Genomic DNA, 23,244 nt, shown 5'->3' on the forward strand with positions numbered 1-23,244 from the left:
ATGGAAAATAACCAGCCGATAATCATCAAGCGCGTCAAGAAATACGCGGGCGGGCATCACGGGGGGGGCTGGAAAATCGCCTTCGCTGACTTTGCGACAGCGATGATGGCGTTCTTCCTGGTGCTCTGGCTGTTGTCCACGGCAACACCGGAACAGAAGATCGCCATTGCCGGTTACTTCAAGGATCCGATCGGCTTTGCCGAAAGTGGCACCCCCTACATCATCGATCTTGGCGGCTCCCCGACCCTGGCGCCGGAGAACACCCTCAACCCCGAGGTGAAATCCCAGCCTCAGCCGGACAAGGTGACTGTCGACACCGAACAGGTCGAAGGCATGGCCGAACAGGTCGAGAAGGAACGCCTGGAATTGCTGCTGCAAGAGTTGCAGAACAAGGTTGAAGAGAATCCGCAGCTGCAGAAGTTCAAGGATCAGATCCTCTTCGAGATCACCCAGGACGGTTTGCGCATCCAGATCGTGGACGCCGAAAACCGCCCGATGTTCGACTCCGGCAGTGCGCGTCTGAAGCCGTATTTCGAAGACATCCTGCTGGCCATGGCCGACACCATCAAAGCGGTGCCAAACAAGATCAGCATCAGCGGCCACACCGATGCCAAGCCATACTCGAGCACCGGCGATTTCGGCAACTGGGAGCTCTCGGCCAACCGCGCCAACGCGGCTCGCCGTGCATTGATCGCCGGCAGCTATCCGGACGCTCAGGTAGCGCGAGTCGTGGGTTATGCCTCGTCAGCGCTGTTCGACCGGGAGAACCCGTTCAACCCGGTCAACCGCCGAATCGACATCGTCGTGCTGACCAAGAAAGCCCAGCGTGCCATCGAAGGTTCGCAAGGTGCCGAACCTGCGCCAGTGCCGACGCAAGGGCAGGGTGGCCCGGGCGAAGTGCCCGCGCCGCCAGTCGATCCGAATGCCTTGCCGGCGGATAAGGAACCGCTGCCGGCTCATGAGCTTCGGGAGCGGTTGAATCTGTTTGATGATCCTGTGCCGAAAGCGGGTGAGCCGCCCAAGCAGTGATCCACGAAAAAGCCGCGAATGATCGCGGCTTTTTTGTTCGTGCGAAGGCATGTCGCTGCTGGCGGTAAAGATCAAGAAATTAGGATCGTTCGGAGAATGGTGTAGGACGGCTCTGAGGCATATCAACCGGGTTTTACTTCACCTAATGGCTCGCTTATAGTTCGCCCGTTGCCGACGAATCGGTGATCGATCTTAGCCGGTCGAACAAAGAGTGCACAGGCGCCCCCTGAAAGGAGGCGCTTTTTGCTGCCTATCTTTTTATGTTTATGGCGGCTGTGCGTGGGACACCTTCGGGTGTGCCGGAGTTCTCTTTGTCCGGTCGGCTAACCCGCGTACAGCTGTCACCTAAATTTGCTTAGCCGCAAACGGTGGGAGCTCTTCACTCAAAGAGAAATTCCCATGTCCAAATACCATCCGCTCCAAGGTAACTTCAGCGTCGGCCCGACGCTGTACATCGACACAGAAGCAAAAGTCTCCGACCTTTTGGAAACCGCAACACACCGGATCAAAGCCGCCCGCAATCTGCTCAACAGCATCACTTGTCTGTGCGTGAAGGATGCCGAAGGTCACGACTTGGAACATTTCGCCAATGCAGCACACATGTTAATTCAGGACGGTTGTGACGCCTTGGATGCGCTGGGTTGGAAGCTGGAAAAAGCCGCACACTGAAGACCAGAAAGCCGCGATCATCGCGTAATTCAGTTTCGGCCTACACACCTTCTTGATCCCAACGCTTAGGGCGATGGTGTCCCCCTATTTATGGACACCATTTTTAGCCTCGACAGCGGTCGCCATGCGCCAACGCGTGCGGCAGTAACCTTGAGTTTGATTCAGCCTTCAGCCTTCAGCCTTCAGCCTCAATTGATTCATTTTTTTCGCACGCTATCACTAGCGCTGATAGCGTGCGTAAATCCTGATATGGGGCCGTTAAGAGGGCTCTGTAAAGCAGATTTTGGGACGGGGTGTGTTGTTGGCTGGGCGGTTACTGCTCAACTGCATCTCCTGCCTGTGCGTCAAAGACGCTGAAGGTCATAACCTGGAGCATTCGCCAATGCTGCACACATGTTGATTCAGGGCTGCTGTGACGCCTTGGACGCGCCGGGCTGGAAGCTGGAAAAAAACGCACATTGAAGATTGGAAAGTCGCGATATTCATGCTTTTTTTGTGTGTCTAGGGGACATTGGTGCCAGCGGCGGTCACCGTAAATGTTTAGCGGACGGGGCATCCATACCGAATCAACCTAAATCGTGGAGGCCAGCGTGGATGCTGGCTAAAAAGGGGGCGCGCACCCACGTCAACTCGAAGAACCTGTGCCCCGGTGGTTCGCTGACTGACTCCGACGAGCAGCATGGTCCGCATCTCTGCATAACTTGCAACTGCTACAAAGAATCTATACTGTCCCGTGAGTTTTGCGGCAAGACATGATGTCTACTGCGTGAGCTACCCATTTCATGTGATGCCATTCTAGGGAGGAGGGATCTATGACCACAGTTCAGAATCTTTACTCCGCCTTAGACAAGCAGGGCATTTCGAAAAGAAAGCTCGCACTCCTGCTGCCTGACTGGTGGACAGATGAGGTAGAGGCGTCACCGTCAGGTGTGCAGCAAGCCAAGGTTTATTTGGCCAAAGCATTGAGTCTGCGTATGCGTCCTTTCAGCGAGACGCCTCCTCGAATCGAATTCGACTTACCGGCAGATAAACGATTCAAAAAGTCTGCCAGAACCTCTGAAGCAGATGTGAATCTTGCGGTTGCCTTGGCTCGCAGTGCTTCGCGCCTCGCGCTTTCTGCGCTCGATACTCAATTCGCACCGCCTCCACCGGACGCACTGGCGATTCGTGAGCACTTGCTTTCGTCAGAGGCTCCCTGGGTGGGGTTGTCTGCGTTGCTCGACTATTGTTGGAGCATTGGGATTCCAGTCATCCACTTGGCTACGCCTCTGCTCGGTCGAAAAATGGACGGCATAGCCATGGCGATCAATGGTCGGCCATCGATCGTCCTTTCTAACAATCGAAAAAGTGGCTTCTTGCTTTTCCATTTGGCACATGAGCTTGGGCATATTGCTTTGGGTCATGTCGGCGCAAATGGAACGATTGTCGATGATGAAATCAAGAAAGATGATGCGCTAGGCAAAGATGCCGATGAACTTGCCGCGGACCAGTTTGCGATCCAGTTATTAACCGGTAATGCTCATGGCAATTTAAAGCTTCAGCAACTGGTCAAAGCGCCTGTGCTGGCGCGAATGGCAATGCAGTATGGAAAAGACCATCAAATCGATCCTACGCATATCGTTTTGAATTGCGCTCATAACAACAAGAGCATATTTGCACTGTGTGTTTCTGCCGCAAATTTCATCGCTGGAGAAAGCACTGATCAGGCGATGGTTGCAGATTTTGTTTTTCGGCAGCTTCAAGAGAATCTCAAAGACGACAGTGAGCATTTACTGCGGAAACTGATCGCATAAATGATTCTCCTCACCGACAACGACATATTGGTAAAGCTAGCTCAATGTGACTTGATTGAAGAAGCTTTATCAGTTTTTCAGTGTGGACTTGCTGATTGCTACGTTCTAGACAGTGCCAAACACTCTCTCTACTTAAATGATGTGGAAAAGTGCGTATCCAGGCGCGTCGGCAGCTACCAATCCTATGATCGGCTTTGTAGTCTCGTCCATTCATGCCGCGTGCTTGGTGCGGCCGATGAAGACTTGGATTTCATGGACGAATTGCTTCAAATCGACAGCATCGACGGCGGCGAACTTTTGCTGTTGATGCATGCTTTCTCTCTGTACCAAAATCAACAGCCGTACTCATTTACCACGGGTGACAAGCGCGCACTCGTGGGTATCTTGATGTCGCAATCAGATAGAGCAAAGCAGATACTTTTCCAGCGGGTGGAATGTGTCGAGTCAATCATTTTGAAAGCAATTCGAATATACGGTTTCACGCATATCAGCACGAAGCTCATACAAGCTCAGGCTCTTGTTGCTGCGGAAAAATATGACAAGGTTCTAAGAATGGCTTTCGGAGCTGGGCGTGATGAACATCACTCTAATAACTGTCTTTCTCAATACCTCGCGCCCATAGGTCAATTCATCAAGCCCTCGGCAGCCCTCCAGAGCACTGCTAAATACTCAGAAGGGCTTCTCGATAATTAATCAGACAAAAATGGCATAGGCGGACCAGAAGGCTCTTCGGTCATCTCGGCGCCAAATATTGCGTGCTGCAACGAATCATGAGCATGTGAGCTGAACACCAACCCCATCCCCAAAATACTCTTCAACATGCTTAATCGTCATGTTCGCTCCGCCACTTTTCAATTGTCGAAAACCCGTTACCGAAACCGGTTGAACCATCCAAGCAGTGACCTGCAAAAAAGCCGCGATCATCGCGGCTTTTTTGCGTCTGTCAGAAACCGCGTCGGATGCGGTTCTTGAGCTGGTCGTGGAACAGGTCTGCATTTCCTTTGTAGGTGCCGCGAACCGACTCACTGATCGATTCCAGCCCTGTCGAGCGTTTGGTTATCACCTCCTCACGATAAGCATCAATGAAAAAATTGATGTCCGTATCGCCGCTCAGTTTCGGCCATTTGTCGAGGTACAACGGTAAAGCGCTGGGGCCAACCTGGTACGAGCAGATGCGGCGATTGCTGATGGTCGCTTCTCCGATTTCGAACGGTACCCACCAGGACTGTGCGGTGTTCTCCGAAATCACGGCGAGCAAGTGCGTGCACGCGGTGATGTTGCGGGTGATGACCCCGGTGATGTCGTCAGTGGTCTGTGATTCCGGATCCAGAACGTCGAAGTACGTCTTGATGTTGGCCTGAATAAGACGGGTGTTGATGGCGATGGCGTGGGGCCGATCGCTATGGCGGTAACTGATAAACACAGGCATCAGAAATGTCCCTTGATCGCGAGTTCGCGGTAATAGGCGCCGAGGGCGGTGAGGCGGCAACCGGTGGAATGGATGGCGGCGTAGTACATGTGTTCGGCGTCCACCGGTTCGATCAGGCTGTGGCGGTTGCACTTTTGCAGTTGGGAGAAGACTTCGCCGTGCTCCGGGTCGAACGTGGCTTCGGTCGGTTCGTAGCTGGGATCGAGGGCAAACATTGACTCAGCCTCTTCGAACCAATCGGGCAGTTTGCGCAGAATCTCTTTGGGGATCAGCGGCGAGACTTCTCGCAATGAAATGAACTGCGACACATTGGTCTTGAATACCGGGCGCTGCTCCCACGCGTCGAGAGCGTTGTCGACGAATGAATAGAGGCTGCCGGGGGTAATCTTACCCAATATATTTGCGGCGCCGCCGTGCAGTGCTTGCAGCAACAGCCCCGTGAAGACCCCGTGGTTGGCGCCTTCCATTGCCGGTTCTTCCTTTTTGCACGCGGTGAGGATGGTCATGCCTTCGCACACCATGCTGCTTTCGCTGCGTAGCGCCCGCACTTCGCCCGCCGAGCCCGCCTGGCAGCAGTCGAGAATAATTACTTTGTTTTTGATTTTTACGGCTTTGGTCGCCCAATTCAGGATGTCGCTGATGCGAATTCCATCCTTGGCGGATTTGTAGTCCTGGGGGATCAGCATGCCTTCGTCCGTATCGACGTCGAAGTTGCCGTGACCGGCGAAGTACAGCAGCGCAACGCTGCAATCGCCTGAAAACAAATCCTGGATATGCCCTTCGAGCTTTTCACGGCTCAGATAATCTTCGGCGGAGGTCAGGACCAGGTTCTTGAAATTCGGATCGCCATTGGCGTCGGTTTTCAGCACCGAAGCCATGGCCATCGCATCGTTGTTGCAGCCACTCAATTGCGAAACATGGCTGTAGTTATTAATGCCGATGAACAGTCCCTTGCGCATGGTTCAACCCGCCGCGTGAGTGCGAATGGCACTGATGATGCTGTTGGTGTTCCACGCACACTCCGCGTGCGCCGCCCGGCGTACCACCGTGGAAATCCGCTCCGCACCAAACGGCTTGACCGCGATAATCACCTTGTTCATGCGTTTGGCGATCTCGATTTCCTTGTTGATCCACTTGCTGTAGGTCGAATACATCCCCGCCATGATCAGCACTGCCGAGCAGAGCCGAATCTTGTTTTCGATGGCTTCTTCAAGTTGTTTGTCGGTTTTCGCGCCGATGATCGGGTTGTCCGGTGGCACCGAAAAATTCTTGAACGTGAAGTCGGGCTTCGCATTGAGCAGGCGGACCAGATTGTCGTGGGCGTCTGAGTAGTTCCACGAGTGGCTGATGAACAAATGATAGGTTTGCATGGCTGTCCCTCGGTATCGCCAGAGATGCGATGAGGGCTCGAATGTATGCACTTGAGTGGCCGCAACAAGGCCTTGGCGGTTAAAGAGACGCGTCCTTCAGGCAGGCGCGAAGAAGCCTTACAGAGATGTCTGACGTTTAACTGAGGGAGTTTTTGTAGGACGCCACGAACGACCTACCGCCCCGTAAGAGTCAGGGGCGGCTGGCACGTCTGTTTAATAGCTGCTTTCAGGCAAACTGGCGATGATCGAGCGGTAGCTGTTCATCCGTTGCTGTTGCACGCGGCCCTCTTCCAGGGCCTTGAGCAGTGCGCAACCCGGCTCGCGGTCGTGCTTGCAGTCGCGGAAACGGCAAGTGCCGATCAGGTCGTTGAACTCGATGAAGCCGGCTTCGACGTCGGCACGGCTGACGTGACCCAGGCCGAATTCCCGAATGCCCGGGGAGTCGATCAGTTCACCGCCACCGGGGAAGTGGAACAACCGCGCGGTGGTGGTGGTGTGGGTGCCCTGGCCCGACAGCTCGGACAGCGGACCGACGCGGGTGTCGACTTCCGGTAGCAGGCTGTTGACCAGCGACGACTTGCCGACACCGGACTGACCGACGAACACACTGATGTGCCCATCCAGCTGCTTCTGCAACTGCTCCATGCCATTGCCGTGATGGGCCGACACTTCCAGTACCGGGTAACCCAGCGTGCGGTAAACCGCCAGCAAGGCGTTCAACGCCGGGGCGTTCTGCTCGTCGATCAGGTCGAATTTGTTCAGCAACAGCAGCGGCCGAATACCCGCGTGTTCCGCAGCGACCAGATAACGGTCGATCAGGTTGGCGTGAGGCTCGGGCAGCGGCGCGAAGACGATAACGATCAAGTCGACGTTGGCCGCCACCGGCTTGAGCTGGCCACGGCTGTCCGGACGGCAGAGTTCGGTTTTACGCGGCAGTTGCGCCACGATCACGCCAATGCCCTGGTTGCCGGCACGCCACACAACCTGATCGCCGGTCACCAGCGCTGGCAGGTTGGCGCGCAAATGGCAGCGGAACACCTGGCCGGCCAATTCGCCATCGAGGGCCTCGACTTCGACCTGCACACCGAAGTGCGCGATCACCAGGCCCGTCTGTTCCGGACCCAGGTCGCCGCCTTCGAGTGCCTCGACAGCCGAGGACTCGCGTTTGGCGGCGCGGGCAGCGCGCTCGCCCTGAATCTTTTCGATGCGCCAGTTTTGACGACGATTGAGTTGGCGTTTGGCCATGGGTGTTCCGTATCGAGAATGCAGCGATTAGGTAAAACGGCCGCGAGTTTAGCACGCCCGGTGGCTTCCCTAGGCTAAACTGCGCACTTACGCCGAGGAGCCGACTCATGCAAAACCCGCTGAACCTGATCTGGATCGACCTGGAAATGACCGGTCTGAACCCTGATACCGACGTCATCATCGAGATGGCCACTATCGTCACCGACAGTAATTTGAACACCTTGGCCGAAGGTCCGGTGATCGCCATCCATCACAGCGACGAGATCCTCGCCGGCATGGATGAGTGGAATACCCGTCAGCACGGCGGCTCCGGCTTGACCCAACGGGTTCGCGACAGCCGTATCAGCATGGCCGAAGCCGAAGCCGAGACCATCGCCTTCCTGGAAAAATGGGTGCCGAAGGGCAAGTCGCCGATCTGTGGCAACAGCATCTGCCAGGACCGTCGCTTCCTTTATACCCACATGAAGTCGCTGGAAAGCTACTTCCACTACCGCAACCTCGACGTGTCGACCCTTAAAGAGTTGGCCGCGCGCTGGGCGCCGGATGTGCTCAACAGCTTCAAAAAGGGCAGCACCCACCTGGCCCTGGACGACATCCGCGAATCGATCGCCGAGCTGCAGCACTACCGCAAGAATTTCATCAAGTTCTGATTGGGTGGTGCCTGCTCTGGCGCCTTCGCGGGCAAGCCTCGCTCCTACGGGGGCGCGATGCTCTTGTAGGAGCGAGCGGTGCGGCGATCCGACTTGCCCACGAAGAGGCGACGCGGTCTATCGGAGTAAATGCCCCCTTTTGGTGCCCTGACGATCTGAGTAGACTGCGCGCCTTCCTGCAAGGACCGCCACCATGTTGCTGATGCTCTACCTGATCGCCATTACTGCCGAAGCCATGACTGGCGCCCTGTCTGCGGGCCGTCGCGGCATGGACTGGTTCGGCGTGGTGCTGATTGCGTGCGTCACGGCGCTGGGTGGCGGTTCGGTGCGTGACGTGCTGCTTGGCCACTACCCGCTGACCTGGGTCAAACACCCGGAATACCTGGTGCTGACCTCCGTCGCGGCGATGCTGACGATCTTCATCGCCCGCTGGATGCGCCATCTGCGCTCGCTGTTTCTGGTGCTTGACGCGGTGGGCCTGGTGGCATTCACCCTGATCGGCTGCATGACGGCCCTGGAAATGGGCCACGGCATGCTGGTGGCCTCGGTCAGTGGCGTGATCACCGGCGTGTTTGGCGGCATCCTGCGAGACATCTTCTGCAACGATATCCCGCTGATCTTCCGCCGCGAGCTCTATGCCAGCGTCTCGTTTGCCGCGGCGTGGTGCTATCTGCTCTGCATCTACCTGCAATTACCCGCTGAACAGTCGATCCTGATCACCTTGTTCGGCGGCTTCCTGCTGCGCTTGCTGGCAATCCGTTTCCACTGGGAAATGCCCAAGTTCGTTTATAACGACGAAGCCTGATTTACACACGGTCCCTGTAGCAGCTGCCGAAGGCTGCGTTCGAGGCCGCAGGACTCGCTTTGCGGAATGACGACTGCTGCGCAGCCGAACGCAGCCTTCGGCAGCTGCTACAGGAGTCCGTGTTGTTTCAAGGCCCATTCGACGTGCTCGCGCACCAGTTCCGACGGATAGTCCCGCCGTGCCTTTAGCGCTTCCAGCACCGGAATGCTTGACGGTGCATTGCCCAAGCCGACCGCCAGATTGCGCAACCAACGCTCGTAACCCGCGCGTCTGAGCGGTGAACCCTCGGTGCTGCTGAGGAATTTCTGTTCGTCCCACATGAACAGTTCGGCCAGTTCGGCGTTGTCCAGATTGTGCCTTGGTTTGAAATCGCTTTCGCCGGAAGGTCGGGCGAAGCGGTTCCATGGGCAGACGATCTGGCAGTCATCGCAACCGAATACCCGATTACCAATCAGCGGCCGTAAATCTTCAGGAATCGCACTTTTCAGTTCGATGGTCAGGTACGAAATGCAGCGCCGGGCGTCCAGTACATACGGACCGACGAAGGCGTTGGTCGGGCAAATATCCAGACAGGCAGTGCAGCGGCCGCAGTGTTCGGTGGCGTGAGGCGGGTCCACCGGCAGCGGCAGGTCGACGAACAGTTCGCTGAGGAAGAAGTAGCTGCCGGCCTTGCGATTCAAGACCAGCGTGTTTTTGCCGATCCAGCCAAGGCCAGCCTGTTCGGCGATGGCTTTTTCCAGCACCGGGGCACTGTCGACAAAGGCGCGATAGCCGAACGGGCCGATCACTGCCTGAATTTTTTCTGCCAGTTGTTGCACGCGTTTACGGATCAATTTGTGGTAATCGCGGCCCAAGGCATAACGCGAGACGTAGGCCTTTTCCGGTTGGGCCAGCCTTTGCGCCATTTCGGTGTCGCCCGGCAGGTAGTCCATGCGCAGAGAAACGACGCGAAGCGTGCCCGGCACCAGTTCTTCCGGGTGTGAGCGTTTGCTGCCGTGGGCGCCCATATACTCCATTTCGCCGTGGTAGCCGGCCGCGAGCCAGCGCTTCAGGTGCTGCTCATGCTCGGCCAGGTCGAGGCCGCTGATGCCGACTTGCTGAAAGCCCAGCTCGCGGCCCCAGTCCTTGATGGATTGGGCGAGAGCGGGCAGGTCTGTAGTAATAGCGGGCATGAGGCGAGAGAAACCGGAGCTGAGGTGCGTATAATTCTGCCAGACATCGGAGCCTGAAGACGCATGCCGCACACTAAAGATGAATTACCCGACGCGCTGTATAGCGCCGCGCAAGTCCGAGGGCTCGATGCGAGCCTGATCGCGGCCGGTACACCGGGCTTCGAATTGATGCAGCGTGCGGCGCGGGCGACCTGGCGTGCGCTAGTCCGTCATTGGCCGACGGCGCATGAATTGAGCGTGGTGGCCGGCCACGGCAATAATGCGGGCGACGGTTACCTGGTGGCCGTGCTGGCCCGACGTGCCGGTTGGCATGTTCGGGTGCTGGCCGCCGGTGATCCCGGTCATTTGCAGGGTGATGCCGCGTCAGCCCATGCCGAGGCGGTAGCCGAAGGCGTTGCCATTCAAGGCTGGAGCGCACAAGCAGAATTGCGTGGCATTGTGCTGGATGCCTTGCTCGGCACCGGCCTGACCGGTGAAGTGCGCGAGCCATACGCCAGTGTCATTGCCGCGATCAACGCCAGTGGGCTACCGGTTGCAGCGGTGGATATCCCTTCGGGGCTGTGCGCCGATACGGGGCGCCAGCTCGGCATTGCGGTTCGAGCGGATCTGACGGTGACGTTCATCGGTTTGAAGCTGGGTCTGTTCACCGGTGATGCTGCGGATGTGGTTGGTGAGTTGGTGTTCAATGATCTGCAAGTTGCCCCCGAGACGTTTATCGGGGCCACGGTCAGTGCTCATCGCCTGACGGCCGGTAATGTGCCGCGTTTGACCGGTCGTGCTCCTACTTCCCTCAAAGGCAATTTTGGCCACGTATTGCTGATCGGCGGTGATCGCGGTTTTGGCGGTGCCATCCTGCTCAGTGCACAAAGCGCCCTGCGCAGCGGTGCCGGCATGGTGTCCGTGGCCACTCGCAGCGAGCATGTTCCGGCTGCATTGGCGCGTTTGCCTGAAGCGATGGTGCTCGGCATTTCGTCGGCCAATCAATTGATGGGGCTGCTTGAGAAGGTCACGGTGCTGGTCGTCGGCCCGGGGCTGGGGCAGGCCGCTTGGGGGCGCAGTCTGTTGTCGGCCGCGGCCAATGCGCCGCTGCCGCAGGTCTGGGACGCGGATGCATTGAACCTGTTGGCCGAAAGTGGTGTGAGTTTGCCCGCACGTTGTGTTATCACGCCGCACCCTGGCGAGGCGGCGCGATTACTGGGGGTATCGACGGCCGATGTTCAGGCCGATCGTCCGGCCGCTGCCCATGCGTTGAGTAAAAAATATACAGCGGTGGTGATCCTCAAGGGCGCTGGCAGTTTGATCGCCAGCCCCGACGGGCGCCTAGCGCTGTGTCATCAGGGCCATCCGGCCATGGCATCTGCAGGTTTGGGCGATGTGCTGGCCGGGCTGGTCGGCGCCTTGCTCGCTCAGGAAATGGACGCATATGACGCGGCGTGCCTGGCGGTCTGGCTGCACGCCAATGCCGGCGAGCAACAAGGTAAATTCGGCCGCGGGCTGGCGGCCAGTGATCTGATTCCAGCCATTCGTCAGTTGTTGGAGGAGCAAGCACCGTGTCTGAAGTAACCCTGTACCTGGCTGATGAAGAGGCGATGACCGCGTTTGGTGCGCGCATCGCACAAACCACTGAAGGGCACGGTCTGATTTTTCTCGAGGGAGATCTGGGCGCGGGGAAAACCACGCTGTCCCGGGGCATTATTCGTGGCCTGGGACATACAGGCGCGGTAAAAAGTCCGACCTTCACCCTGGTCGAGCCATACGAGATTGGGGTGGTCCGCGCCTTCCATTTCGACCTGTATCGACTGGTCGATCCGGAGGAACTGGAGTACCTCGGTATCCGCGACTATTTCGAAGACGACGCACTGTGTCTGATCGAATGGCCCCGGAACGGTGCAGGCTTTTTGCCAAAGCCCGACCTGACCATTACCATTAGCCCGCAAGACAGCGGACGTTCGCTGAAAATTTTGCCCCAGGGTTCGCGTGGCGAGTCGTGGTGTGCCGCTTTGGCATTGGAATCCAAATAAATGATGGGGTTAGGTATGCGCTTTCGCGCGTTGGTTGCTGCCGTAGGATTGTTGTTTCTGGCGGTGACCGTCGACGCTGTGGCCGAGACAAAGGTCAACAGTGTTCGCCTGTGGCGGGCGCCGGACAACACGCGACTGGTGTTTGACCTGACGGGGCCTGTCCAGCACAGCGTCTTTACCCTGACCTCCCCGGATCGGTTGGTGATTGACATCAATGGCGCATCTCTGGGGTCGCCGCTGAACGTCAATACTTCGAACACTCCGATCACCGCAATGCGCTCGGCTCAACGTACGCCGACCGATCTGCGAGTGGTCATCGACCTTAAAAAGGCCGTCACGCCGAAAAGCTTTACCTTGGCGCCGAACGCCCAGTACGGTAATCGCTTGGTGGTCGACCTGTTCGATAACGCCGCCGATGCCGCGCCAATTCCTGTACCAACTAATGTCGTGACCGTGGCTCCGGTGCCGGTCACTCCGGTAGATCCGCCGGTCAAGCTGCCGCCCGCCCCGGCCGGCAAGCGCGACATCATTGTGGTGATCGATGCCGGCCACGGTGGCGAAGACCCAGGCGCCTCGGGCTCTCGCGGTCAGCGTGAAAAAGACGTGGTGCTGGCGATCGCCCGTGAGCTGCAGCGTCAGGTCAATGGCATGAAAGGCTTCCGCGCCGAACTGACTCGCACCGGCGACTATTTCATTCCGTTGCGCGGCCGTACCGAAATCGCCCGTAAGAAGGGTGCCGATCTGTTTGTCTCGATCCACGCCGACGCCGCACCTTCGGCTGCCGCGTTCGGTGCCTCGGTGTTCGCCCTGTCCGACCGCGGCGCTACGTCGGAGACTGCCCGTTGGCTGGCCGACAGCGAAAACCGTTCCGACTTGATCGGTGGTGCCGGCAACGTCAGCCTTGATGACAAGGACCGCATGCTGGCCGGCGTGCTGCTCGATTTGTCGATGACTGCTTCCCTGACATCCAGCCTCAACGTTGGCCAGAAAGTCTTGAGCAACATCGGTCGCGTCACGCCGCTGCACAAACAGCGCGTGGAGCAAGCCGGGTTCATGGTGCTGAAGTCGCCGGACATCCCGTCGATCCTGGTGGAAACCGGGTTTATCTCCAACGCCAACGAGGCTTCCAAGCTTGCCGCTGTGAACCATCAGCAGGCGCTGGCGCGTTCTATCAGCAGCGGCGTGCGGCAGTTCTTCCAGCAGAACCCACCGCCGGGCACCTACATTGCCTGGCTGCGAGATTCCGGCAAAATCGCCCAGGGCCCGCGTGACCATCGCGTCAACCCCGGCGAAACCCTGGCGATGATCGCCGTGCGTTATCAGGTATCGCCCGCCACTCTGCGTAGCGCCAACAATCTGTCGAGTGATGAGCTCAAAGTCGGTCAGCATCTGACCATTCCCGGCACTGAACTGGCGGCCAAAGAATGAACCAGGTGCTGACCAATACCGCGCGCATCGAGCTGCTCAGCCCGCGGCTGGCGAACCAGATTGCCGCCGGTGAGGTGGTTGAGCGCCCGGCCTCGGTGATCAAGGAGTTGTTGGAGAACAGCCTCGACTCCGGTGCCAAACGCATCGACGTCGATGTGGAGCAGGGCGGCGTCAAGCTGCTGCGGGTGCGCGACGATGGCAGCGGCATTTCTGCCGATGATCTGCCCTTGGCCCTGGCCCGTCACGCCACCAGCAAGATTCGCAATTTGGAAGACCTCGAACAGGTGATGAGCCTGGGGTTTCGTGGTGAGGCGCTGGCGTCCATCAGCTCCGTGGCGCGCCTGACCCTGACATCCCGCACTTGCGATGCCGATCAGGCCTGGCAGGTCGAAACCGAAGGCCGGGACATGGCGCCTCGCGTGCAACCGGCGGCCCATCCGGTGGGGACTTCGGTGGAAGTGCGCGATTTGTTCTTCAACACCCCGGCGCGCCGTAAATTTCTCAAGACCGAAAAAACCGAATTCGATCACCTGCAAGAAGTGATCAAACGTCTGGCGCTGGCGCGGTTCGATGTGGCATTCCATCTGCGCCACAACGGCAAAACCATCCTCAGCCTGCACGAAGCCCACGATGACGCAGCCCGCGCCCGGCGTGTGGCGGCGATCTGCGGGGCGGGTTTTCTGGAGCAGGCGCTGCCGATCGAAATCGAGCGCAATGGCCTGCATCTGTGGGGCTGGGTCGGGTTGCCGACCTTCAACCGCAGCCAGGCAGACTTGCAGTACTTCTTTGTGAATGGCCGCGCGGTGCGCGACAAACTGGTGGCCCACGCGGTGCGCCAGGCTTATCGCGATGTGCTGTTCAACGGTCGGCACCCGACGTTCGTGCTGTTTTTCGAAGTCGATCCGGCGGGCGTTGACGTCAACGTGCACCCGACCAAGCACGAAGTACGCTTCCGTGACGGGCGCATGGTTCACGATTTTCTCTATGGCACTTTGCACCGCGCCCTCGGCGATGTGCGGCCGGAAGATCATCTGGCCGCGCCTGTTGCGACGGCGATTGTCCCGCCAACCGGGCTCGACGCTGGTGAGTTCGGTCCGCAGGGCGAAATGCGTCTGGCGGCCAATGCGTTGCTGGAACAGCCTCAGGCCCAACCTTCCTTTAATACGACGGCGGGCTCGGGTGCTGGCGCCGGTTATCAATATCAGTACTCGCCGCGGCCTCAGTCCGGCGTGCCCGTCGCTGAGGCTCAATCGGCCTACCGTGAGTTCTTCGCGCCGTTGCCCGAGGCCAACGCGGTAGCGCTCCCGGCCGGGCAGGACGACATTCCGCCACTGGGTTACGCGTTGGCGCAGCTCAAGGGCATCTATATTCTTTCGGAAAACGCCCAAGGCCTGGTGCTGGTGGACATGCACGCCGCCCATGAGCGGATCATGTACGAACGCCTGAAAATCGCCATGGCCAGCGAAGGCCTGAGCGGTCAGCCGCTGTTGGTGCCGGAGTCCCTGGCAGTCAGTCAACGCGAAGCCGATTGCGCCGAAGAACACGTCGCGTGGTTCCAGCGACTGGGCTTTGAGTTGCAGCGCCTTGGTCCGGAATCTTTGGCGATCCGGCAAATCCCCGCGTTGTTGAAACAGGCGGAAGCCAATCGACTGGTCAGCGACGTTCTGGCGGACTTGATGGAATATGGCACCAGTGACCGGATTCAGGCACACCTGAACGAACTGCTCGGCACCATGGCCTGCCACGGCGCGGTTCGCGCGAATCGGCGTCTGGCGCTGCCGGAAATGAACGGTCTGCTGCGGGACATGGAAAACACCGAACGCAGCGGTCAATGCAACCATGGCCGACCGACCTGGACCCAACTGGGCCTGGACGATCTGGACAAACTGTTTTTGCGCGGTCGTTGATGAGCCAGTTCCCTCCTGCGATTTTCCTGATGGGGCCAACGGCTGCCGGCAAGACCGACCTAGCCATTGAACTCGCCAAGGTCATGCCCTGTGAGCTGATCAGCGTCGATTCGGCGCTGGTTTACCGTGGCATGGACATTGGCACCGCCAAGCCTTCCAAAGAAATTCTGGCCGAATTCCCGCATCGGTTGATCGATATTCTCGACCCGGCCGACAGTTATTCGGCTGCGGATTTTCGTCGTGATGCGCTCGAGGCCATGGCCGAGATCACCGCGCGGGGCAAAATTCCGCTGTTGGTAGGCGGCACAATGCTCTACTACAAGGCTTTGCTCGAAGGTCTGGCCGACATGCCGGCGGCCGATCCTGATGTGCGCGCGCAAATCGAAGAAGAGGCCGCACGCCTCGGCTGGCAAGCCCTGCACGATCAATTGGCGATAATCGATCCGCAATCCGCGGCGCGAATTCATCCGAACGATCCGCAGCGCCTTAGTCGAGCACTGGAAGTTTATCGCGTCAGTGGTCAGAGCATGACTGAGCTACGTTTGCGACAATCTGCGCAAAGTACTGAAGCAGCCGCTTCGGGACTGCAACAATTGCCCTATACTGTCGCGAACTTGGCTATCGCCCCGGCAAATCGCCAGGTACTGCACGAGCGTATTAAACAAAGATTCACAAATATGTTGGAACAGGGATTCATCGACGAGGTCGTAGCCCTGCGAGATAGAGGTGACCTGCATTCGGGGATGCCGTCTATACGTGCTGTAGGTTATCGACAAGTCTGGGATTACCTGGATGGCAAGCTGACGCAAGCCGAGATGCAGGAGCGTGGAATCATTGCCACGCGCCAATTGGCAAAGCGCCAGTTCACCTGGCTACGCAGTTGGGCTGATTTACACTGGTTGGACAGCCTCGATTGCGACAATCTGCCGCGCGCCTTGAAATACCTTGGGACCATCTCCATATTGAGCTGAGTCCTTGCAATTGCCGTCTATCCTTGGGGGTGTGACGGCCCCAAGCCATTTGTTTACCTATTTTTTATATTGAATCCTTAAAGGAGTGCGGCACATGTCAAAAGGGCATTCGCTACAAGACCCTTACTTGAATACTTTACGTAAAGAGAAAGTGGGGGTTTCCATCTACCTGGTCAACGGGATCAAGCTGCAAGGCACGATCGAGTCTTTCGACCAGTTCGTTATCCTGCTGAAAAACACCGTTAGCCAAATGGTTTACAAACACGCTATCTCTACAGTGGTGCCGGTTCGTCCAATTCGTCTGCCTAGCGCAACCGAATCCGAAGCAGGTGACGCTGAGCCAGGTAACGCCTGATAGGAGTCTCCTTTGTTCTTTGAGCGCCACGGTGGTGGTGAACGGGCAATTCTCGTTCACTTGGATGGTCAGGACCCTGAGGCGCGCGAAGATCCGCAGGAGTTTCAGGAGTTGGCAATTTCGGCTGGCGCCGAGACCGTCGCGTTTTTTAACGTGCCGCGTCATCGGCCAACCGCCAAAACCCTGATTAGCAGCGGCAAGGTCGAAGAGTTACGCGACCTGGTCAGCGCCGAACAGGTCGATCTGGTGATTTTCAATCACATCCTCACGCCCAGTCAGGAACGTAACCTCGAACGTATTTTCGAGTGCCGCGTGATTGACCGCACGGGTTTGATTCTCGATATCTTCGCCCAGCGCGCCCGCACCCATGAAGGCAAGCTCCAGGTTGAACTGGCCCAGCTTGAACACATGAGTACGCGGCTGGTTCGTGGCTGGACTCACCTTGAGCGGCAGAAGGGCGGTATCGGTCTGCGCGGCCCGGGTGAAACCCAGCTGGAAACCGACCGGCGCCTGTTGCGGGTTCGCCTGCGGCAGATCAAGGGACGCCTGGAAAAGGTCCGCAGCCAGCGCGAGCAATCTCGTCGCGGGCGCAAACGTGCTGACATTCCGACGGTTTCACTGGTGGGTTATACCAACGCCGGCAAATCGACGCTGTTCAACTCGGTCACCGATTCCGACGTCTTCGCCGCCGACCAGTTGTTCGCTACCCTCGACCCGACCTTGCGCCGACTCGAACTCGACGACCTCGGGCCGATCGTACTGGCCGACACTGTGGGCTTTATTCGTCACTTGCCGCACAAGCTGGTCGAGGCATTTCGGGCTACGCTCGAAGAGTCGAGCAACTCCGACCTGCTGCTGCATGTGATCGATGCGCATGAGCCTGAGCGTATGGCCCAGATTGAACAGGTCATGGTGGTGCTCGGAGAGATCGGGGCACAAGACTTGCCGATCCTTGAGGTATACAACAAACTCGATTTGCTCGAGGGTGTTGAGCCGCAGATCCAGCGCGATGCCGATGGCAAACCGCAGCGGGTCTGGTTGTCGGCCAAGGACGGTACCGGCCTGGACCTGCTCAAGCAGGCTGTGGCCGAACTGTTAGGCAGTGATTTGTTTGTTGGCACCTTGCGCTTGCCGCAACGTTTTGCTCGACTGCGTGCGCAGTTTTTCGAACTCGGTGCGGTGCAGAAGGAAGAACACGACGAAGAAGGCATCAGCTTGCTGGCCGTTCGCTTGCCACGGATCGAATTGAATCGACTCGTGAGCCGCGAAGGTCTGCAACCGATGGAATTCATCGAACAACACACTTTGCAATAAAAGCCTGAGAAAGCGGTTGTGCCGCGGTGACAGGCATTCTGTAGCATTGGTCGGCGCGCCGTGGGTGCGTCTTTGCTTTATCAGATGGAGAGCGCTATGGCTTGGAATGAGCCGGGTGGCAACTCGAATAATCAGGATCCTTGGGGTGGCAAGCGCCGCAATAACGGCGACCGCAAGGGACCACCGGATCTCGACGAGGCCTTCCGAAAGCTGCAGGAAAGCCTGAACGGGTTGTTCGGTGGTGGTAAAAAACGCGGTGACGAGGGCGGTGGTTCGGGCAAGCGTGGCGGCTTCGGCGGCCTGCTCGGCATCGGCCTGGTCGTGCTGGCGGCTGTGTGGCTGTACAGCGCTGTCTACGTGGTCGACGAGCAGGAGCAGGCGGTAGTGCTGCGCTTCGGCAAATACTATGAAACCGTCGGCCCGGGCCTGAACATCTATTTCCCGCCGATCGATCGCAAGTACATGGAAAACGTCACGCGTGAGCGTGCCTATACCAAGCAGGGTCAAATGCTGACTGAAGACGAAAACATCGTCGAAGTGCCGCTGACCGTGCAGTACAAGATCAGCAACCTGCAGGACTTCGTGCTGAACGTCGATCAGCCGGAAATCAGCCTGCAACATGCGACCGACAGTGCCTTGCGTCACGTGGTGGGTTCTACCGCCATGGATCAGGTGCTGACCGAAGGCCGTGAATTGATGGCCAGCGAAATCAAGGAGCGTCTGCAACGCTTCCTCGATACCTATCGCACCGGTATCACCGTTACCCAGGTCAACGTACAGAGCGCAGCTGCACCGCGTGAAGTTCAGGAAGCCTTCGATGACGTGATCCGCGCCCGTGAAGACGAGCAGCGTTCGCGCAACCAGGCGGAAACCTACGCCAACGGCGTCGTGCCGGAAGCCCGTGGTCAGGCCCAGCGCATCCTCGAGGATGCCAACGGTTACCGCGACGAAACCGTCTCTCGCGCCAAGGGTGAGGCCGATCGCTTCACCAAACTGGTTGCCGAGTATCGCAAGGCCCCTGAAGTCACCCGCCAACGTCTGTACCTGGACACCATGCAGGAAATCTTCAGCAACACCAGCAAGGTTCTCGTGACCGGCAACAAGGATGGCCAGAACAATCTGCTGTACTTGCCGCTGGACAAGATGATCGACAGTGGTCGCAGCCCCGGCGCTCCGGTGACCGGTGCGGCAGCCAGCAGCAATGAAGTGAATGCGCGTGCGGCAGCTGATCTGCAGCAACAGCAAGCACGTACCAGGGAGAGTCGCTGATGAGCAATAAATCGCTGATCGCCCTTATTATCGGCGTCGTCGTGGCGATCGTTGCCTGGAACTGCTTCTACATCGTGGCTCAGACCGAGCGCGCGGTGATGCTGCAGTTCGGTCGCGTGGTTCAGGCCGATGTTCAGCCGGGCCTGCATGTGAAAGTGCCTTACGTGAACAAGGTGCGCAAATTCGACGCGCGCCTGATGACACTGGATGCACCGACACAACGCTTCCTGACGCTGGAAAAGAAAGCCGTAATGGTCGATGCCTACGCCAAGTGGCGCGTGAAAGATGCCGAGCGCTTCTACACCGCGACTTCCGGCCTCAAGCAGATTGCCGACGAGCGTCTTTCCCGTCGTCTGGAATCGGGCCTGCGTGACCAGTTCGGTAAGCGCACCCTGCACGAAGTAGTGTCCGGTGAGCGTGATGCGCTGATGGCTGACATCACCAATTCGCTGAACAAGATGGCGGAAAAAGAGCTGGGCATCGAAGTTGTCGATGTCCGGGTCAAAACCATCGACCTGCCGAAGGAAGTGAACCGCAGCGTGTTCGAACGTATGAGCACTGAGCGTGAGCGTGAAGCTCGCGAGCACCGCGCCAAGGGTAACGAGCTGGCTGAAGGCATCCGTGCCGACGCCGATCGTCAACGCCGCGTGTTGCTGGCTGAAGCCTATCGTGAATCTGAAGAGGTTCGCGGTGACGGTGACGCCCAGGCTGCTGCGATCTACTCCAAGGCATACGGTCAGGATCAGGAGTTCTACGCGTTCTACCGTAGCCTGCGTGCCTACCGTGAAAGCTTCGCGAACAAATCCGACGTCATGGTCCTGGACCCGGGCAGCGACTTCTTCCGTTACCTGGAAAAAGCCAAGCCTTGATACGACGTTGACCTGAATCATCCCCCGCCGGGCGGCTAAAACCTCGGGCGGGGTGATCCTTTGGGAAAACGTGTGTATGATGCGGCAGCCGGGAAATTCCCGGCTTTTTTGCGTCTGCACCTTTGATTGCTGTTTTTATGCAGGCGCCCGAGTTGAATAACTCGACAGGTTTTTCGAGGAAAGTGATTGGCGAAGCCGGTTTCAGGCTTTTCGCCCCGTTGTTCATGCGCGTGGTTTGCACATGAGCCGATCATTTTCTGCTTCACTCAAGGCTCGCCCAAAGGCTTGTCGCCCGGATCATAGGGGAATGGCGTAATGGCAACGGTAGACCGCTGGCTGCTGCCAGATGGCATCGAAGAAGTACTGCCACCAGAAGCTGCGCGCATCGAAGTAGCGCGTCGCCAGGTGTTGGATCTGTTCCAGAGCTGGGGTTACGAGTTTGTCGTGACCCCCCATATCGAGTACCTGGAATCCCTGCTGACCGGCGCGGGTTCGGACCTCGATCTGCGTACCTTCAAGGTCATCGACCCGCAGTCGGGTCGGCAGATGGGTTTCCGTGCCGACATCACACCGCAAGTGGCGCGCATCGATGCGCATACCCTGCGTCGCGAAGGCCCAAGTCGTCTGTGCTATGCCGGTAGCGTGCTGCATGCTCAGCCACGTGCCTTGTCGTCCTCGCGCAGCCCGATTCAACTAGGTGCCGAGTTGTACGGCGATGCCAGCCCGAGCAGCGACGTGGAAGTCATCAGCCTGATGCTTGCCATGCTGCAACTGGCGGATGTGCCGGATGTGCACATGGACCTCGGCCATGTCGGTATCTACCGCGGCCTGGCCCGCGCCGCCGGTTTGTCGGGCGAAGTCGAGCAACAGTTGTTTGATGCGTTGCAACGTAAAGCCATCGACGAGGTCATTACCTTGACCGAAGGCTTGCCTGACGATCTGTCGGGCATGCTGCGAGCGCTGGTCGACCTGTGTGGCGGTCGTGAAGTGTTGAGCGCTGCCCGCGAGCGACTGGCCAATGCGCCGGCGCCCGTGCTGGCGGCCCTGGACGATTTGCTGGCGATTGCCGAGCGTCTGTCCACGCGTTTCCCGCAATTACCGCTGTATTTCGACCTGGGCGAGTTGCGCGGCTATCACTACCACACCGGTGTAGTGTTCGCCGTGTTCGTCCCGGGCGTTGGCCAGTCCATTGCTCAGGGCGGTCGTTACGATGACATCGGCGCCGACTTCGGTCGTGCCCGTCCGGCGACTGGTTTCTCTACCGATTTGAAAACCCTGGTGACCCTGGGGCGTGCTGAAATCGAGCTACCGTCTGGCGGTATCTGGATGCCTGACAGTACGGATGCAGCACTCTGGCAGCAGGTTTGCCAGTTGCGCAGTGAGGGGCAGCGTGTCGTTCAGGCATTGCCTGGGCAACTTTTGGCCGCCGCCCGTGAAGCGGACTGCGACCGGCAATTGATTCAGCAGAACGGGCTTTGGCAAGTATTGCCGCTGGCTTCTTGAGTTTTCCTGCCGGCCGCCGCCGGCACCAAGTTTGCGCGAATGAGGACAAGTGTTATGGGTAAGAATGTCGTAGTCCTGGGCACCCAATGGGGTGATGAGGGCAAAGGCAAGATCGTTGATCTGCTGACCGAACATGCTGCCGCCGTAGTGCGCTACCAAGGTGGCCACAACGCTGGCCACACCCTGGTGATCGACGGCGAAAAAACCGTCTTGCACCTGATCCCGTCGGGCGTGCTGCGCGAAGGCGTGCAGTGCCTGATCGGTAACGGCGTGGTGGTTGCACCCGACGCCCTGCTGCGGGAAATCATCAAGCTGGAAGAGAAAGGCGTACCGGTGCGCGAGCGCCTGCGTATCAGCCCGTCCTGCCCGCTGATCCTGTCCTACCATGTAGCGCTGGACCAGGCCCGTGAAAAGGCCCGTGGCGAGCTGAAGATCGGTACTACCGGTCGCGGCATCGGCCCGGCTTACGAAGACAAGGTTGCCCGTCGCGGTCTGCGCGTAGGCGATCTGCTCAACATGCCGCGCTTTGAAGCCAAGCTGCGTGAACTGGTGGAATACCACAACTTCATGTTGGTCGGTTTCTACAAAGAGCCAGCCATTGACTTCGACAAGACCCTGGCCGAGTGCAAAGAATACGCTGAACTGCTCAAGCCGCTGATGCTGGACGTAACTGCCGAGCTGCACGACCTGCGTCGCGCTGGCAAAGACATCATGTTCGAAGGCGCCCAAGGTTCGTTGCTGGACATCGACCACGGCACCTACCCGTACGTGACCAGCTCTAACACCACCGCTGGCGGCGTTGCTACCGGTTCGGGCGTTGGTCCTATGTTCCTGGACTACATCCTGGGTATCACCAAGGCTTACACCACCCGTGTAGGTTCGGGTCCATTCCCGACTGAGCTGTTCGACGAAGTCGGTGCGCACCTGGCTAAACAAGGTCACGAGTTCGGCGCTACTACCGGCCGTGCTCGTCGTTGTGGCTGGTTCGACGCTGTTATCCTGCGTCGCGCTATCGATGTGAACAGCATCTCGGGCATCTGTCTGACCAAGCTGGACGTACTCGACGGTCTGGAAACCATCAACATCTGCGTCGGCTACAAAGATGCAGAAGGTAAGGACGTTGCCCCGACTGACGCTGACAGCTACATGGGCCTGCAGCCGGTGTACGAAGAAGTGCTGGGCTGGACAGAGTCGACCGTGGGTGCCAAAACCCTGGAAGAGCTGCCAGCTAACGCCCGTGCTTACATCAAGCGCGTTGAAGAGCTGATCGGTGCGCCGATCGACATTATTTCGACGGGCCCGGACCGCAACGAAACCATCGTTCTGCGTCACCCGTTCGCTTAATAAGTCGTTGATGTAAAACACGAAGGCCCCTTAATTGGGGCCTTTGTCGTTTATGCCTGTCGAACGGCATGACCTTTGCTGTGAACATTGAAAAAGCATCG

Annotated in this window: 22 protein-coding genes; 17 read left to right on the forward strand and 5 right to left on the reverse strand. The window is 58.3% G+C overall.

Annotation, left to right across the window (positions count from 1 at the left end; all coding sequences use genetic code 11):
• The 4 genes from motB to ACYZT2_RS03875 all read left to right on the forward strand — a co-directional run bounded on the left by motB (position 1) and on the right by ACYZT2_RS03875 (position 4,184).
• A complete protein-coding gene (gene motB, locus ACYZT2_RS03860; RefSeq protein ID WP_461970281.1) occupies positions 1-1,029 on the forward strand; it encodes a flagellar motor protein MotB in 1,029 nt (342 codons plus the stop codon).
• Between the two features lie 399 nt (positions 1,030-1,428).
• Positions 1,429-1,698 (forward strand): hypothetical protein, encoded by a 270-nt coding sequence (locus tag ACYZT2_RS03865; RefSeq protein WP_461970283.1) that lies wholly within the window; start codon positions 1,429-1,431, stop codon positions 1,696-1,698.
• A gap of 812 nt (positions 1,699-2,510) precedes the next feature.
• Positions 2,511-3,491, forward strand: coding sequence for an ImmA/IrrE family metallo-endopeptidase (locus tag ACYZT2_RS03870; protein WP_461970285.1), 981 nt, complete (start codon positions 2,511-2,513; stop codon positions 3,489-3,491).
• Positions 3,492-4,184: a hypothetical protein gene (locus tag ACYZT2_RS03875; protein WP_461970287.1), complete on the forward strand. Its 693-nt coding sequence runs from the start codon at positions 3,492-3,494 to the stop codon at positions 4,182-4,184.
• A 250-nt stretch (positions 4,185-4,434) separates the two neighbouring features.
• Here the strand turns inward: ACYZT2_RS03875 and ACYZT2_RS03880 are convergent, their stop codons facing one another.
• The 4 genes from ACYZT2_RS03880 to rsgA all read right to left on the reverse strand — a co-directional run bounded on the left by ACYZT2_RS03880 (position 4,435) and on the right by rsgA (position 7,535).
• Positions 4,435-4,920: a toll/interleukin-1 receptor domain-containing protein gene (locus ACYZT2_RS03880; RefSeq protein ID WP_461970289.1), complete on the reverse strand. Its 486-nt coding sequence runs from the start codon at positions 4,918-4,920 to the stop codon at positions 4,435-4,437.
• Entirely contained in the window at positions 4,920-5,879 is a 960-nt protein-coding gene (locus ACYZT2_RS03885; RefSeq protein ID WP_461970291.1) for a caspase family protein, read from the reverse strand. Before ACYZT2_RS03885 ends, ACYZT2_RS03880 begins: the two co-directional genes overlap by 1 nt.
• A 3-nt stretch (positions 5,880-5,882) precedes the next feature.
• Positions 5,883-6,290 carry a TIR domain-containing protein gene (locus ACYZT2_RS03890; protein ID WP_123721499.1) on the reverse strand — a complete coding sequence of 136 codons (408 nt, stop codon included), beginning with the start codon at positions 6,288-6,290 and terminating at the stop codon, positions 5,883-5,885.
• A 213-nt stretch (positions 6,291-6,503) separates the two neighbouring features.
• Positions 6,504-7,535: a small ribosomal subunit biogenesis GTPase RsgA gene (gene rsgA / locus ACYZT2_RS03895; protein ID WP_007902636.1), complete on the reverse strand. Its 1,032-nt coding sequence runs from the start codon at positions 7,533-7,535 to the stop codon at positions 6,504-6,506.
• A 107-nt stretch (positions 7,536-7,642) separates the two neighbouring features.
• On the opposite strand from rsgA, the gene orn reads away from it, so the two are divergent.
• Both orn and ACYZT2_RS03905 read left to right on the forward strand, forming a co-directional pair.
• The gene (gene orn, locus ACYZT2_RS03900; protein ID WP_461970294.1) at positions 7,643-8,185 is read left to right on the forward strand and encodes an oligoribonuclease; all 543 of its coding nucleotides are present in this window, start codon (positions 7,643-7,645) and stop codon (positions 8,183-8,185) included.
• A 193-nt stretch (positions 8,186-8,378) separates the two neighbouring features.
• Entirely contained in the window at positions 8,379-8,990 is a 612-nt protein-coding gene (locus ACYZT2_RS03905) for a trimeric intracellular cation channel family protein (RefSeq protein WP_461970296.1), read from the forward strand.
• Positions 8,991-9,097: 107 nt separating this feature from the next.
• Here ACYZT2_RS03905 and queG read toward each other — a convergent pair whose 3' ends face one another.
• Positions 9,098-10,162 (reverse strand): tRNA epoxyqueuosine(34) reductase QueG, encoded by a 1,065-nt coding sequence (gene queG / locus ACYZT2_RS03910; protein ID WP_461970298.1) that lies wholly within the window; start codon positions 10,160-10,162, stop codon positions 9,098-9,100.
• Between the two features lie 63 nt (positions 10,163-10,225).
• Between queG and ACYZT2_RS03915 the strand changes: the two genes are divergently transcribed.
• The 11 genes from ACYZT2_RS03915 (at position 10,226) to ACYZT2_RS03965 (ending at position 23,143) form a co-directional block, all read left to right on the forward strand.
• On the forward strand, positions 10,226-11,725 hold the full coding sequence (locus ACYZT2_RS03915) for an NAD(P)H-hydrate dehydratase (RefSeq protein WP_461970300.1): 1,500 nt from the start codon (positions 10,226-10,228) through the stop codon (positions 11,723-11,725).
• A complete protein-coding gene (tsaE, locus tag ACYZT2_RS03920) occupies positions 11,713-12,183 on the forward strand; it encodes a tRNA (adenosine(37)-N6)-threonylcarbamoyltransferase complex ATPase subunit type 1 TsaE (protein WP_461970302.1) in 471 nt (156 codons plus the stop codon). Before ACYZT2_RS03915 ends, tsaE begins: the two co-directional genes overlap by 13 nt.
• Entirely contained in the window at positions 12,184-13,611 is a 1,428-nt protein-coding gene (locus ACYZT2_RS03925; RefSeq protein WP_461970304.1) for an N-acetylmuramoyl-L-alanine amidase, read from the forward strand.
• Positions 13,608-15,518: a DNA mismatch repair endonuclease MutL gene (gene mutL / locus ACYZT2_RS03930; RefSeq protein ID WP_461970306.1), complete on the forward strand. Its 1,911-nt coding sequence runs from the start codon at positions 13,608-13,610 to the stop codon at positions 15,516-15,518. Before ACYZT2_RS03925 ends, mutL begins: the two co-directional genes overlap by 4 nt.
• Positions 15,518-16,489, forward strand: coding sequence for a tRNA (adenosine(37)-N6)-dimethylallyltransferase MiaA (gene miaA / locus ACYZT2_RS03935; RefSeq protein WP_461972985.1), 972 nt, complete (start codon positions 15,518-15,520; stop codon positions 16,487-16,489). Before mutL ends, miaA begins: the two co-directional genes overlap by 1 nt.
• Before the next feature lie 94 nt (positions 16,490-16,583).
• Positions 16,584-16,844 (forward strand): RNA chaperone Hfq, encoded by a 261-nt coding sequence (gene hfq / locus ACYZT2_RS03940; RefSeq protein WP_007902656.1) that lies wholly within the window; start codon positions 16,584-16,586, stop codon positions 16,842-16,844.
• Between the two features lie 12 nt (positions 16,845-16,856).
• Positions 16,857-18,158: a ribosome rescue GTPase HflX gene (gene hflX, locus ACYZT2_RS03945; protein WP_008009827.1), complete on the forward strand. Its 1,302-nt coding sequence runs from the start codon at positions 16,857-16,859 to the stop codon at positions 18,156-18,158.
• Between the two features lie 96 nt (positions 18,159-18,254).
• Positions 18,255-19,427, forward strand: coding sequence for an FtsH protease activity modulator HflK (gene hflK / locus ACYZT2_RS03950; RefSeq protein ID WP_461970308.1), 1,173 nt, complete (start codon positions 18,255-18,257; stop codon positions 19,425-19,427).
• Complete coding sequence (gene hflC / locus ACYZT2_RS03955) at positions 19,427-20,296, forward strand: protease modulator HflC (RefSeq protein WP_038978712.1); 870 nt, start codon at positions 19,427-19,429, stop codon at positions 20,294-20,296. Before hflK ends, hflC begins: the two co-directional genes overlap by 1 nt.
• A 315-nt stretch (positions 20,297-20,611) precedes the next feature.
• Positions 20,612-21,799 (forward strand): ATP phosphoribosyltransferase regulatory subunit, encoded by a 1,188-nt coding sequence (locus ACYZT2_RS03960; protein ID WP_461970310.1) that lies wholly within the window; start codon positions 20,612-20,614, stop codon positions 21,797-21,799.
• A gap of 54 nt (positions 21,800-21,853) precedes the next feature.
• Positions 21,854-23,143 carry an adenylosuccinate synthase gene (locus ACYZT2_RS03965; RefSeq protein ID WP_007902666.1) on the forward strand — a complete coding sequence of 430 codons (1,290 nt, stop codon included), beginning with the start codon at positions 21,854-21,856 and terminating at the stop codon, positions 23,141-23,143.
• Positions 23,144-23,244 lie beyond the last annotated feature (101 nt).

It is taken from the genome of Pseudomonas sp. MDT1-85, assembly GCF_054898065.1.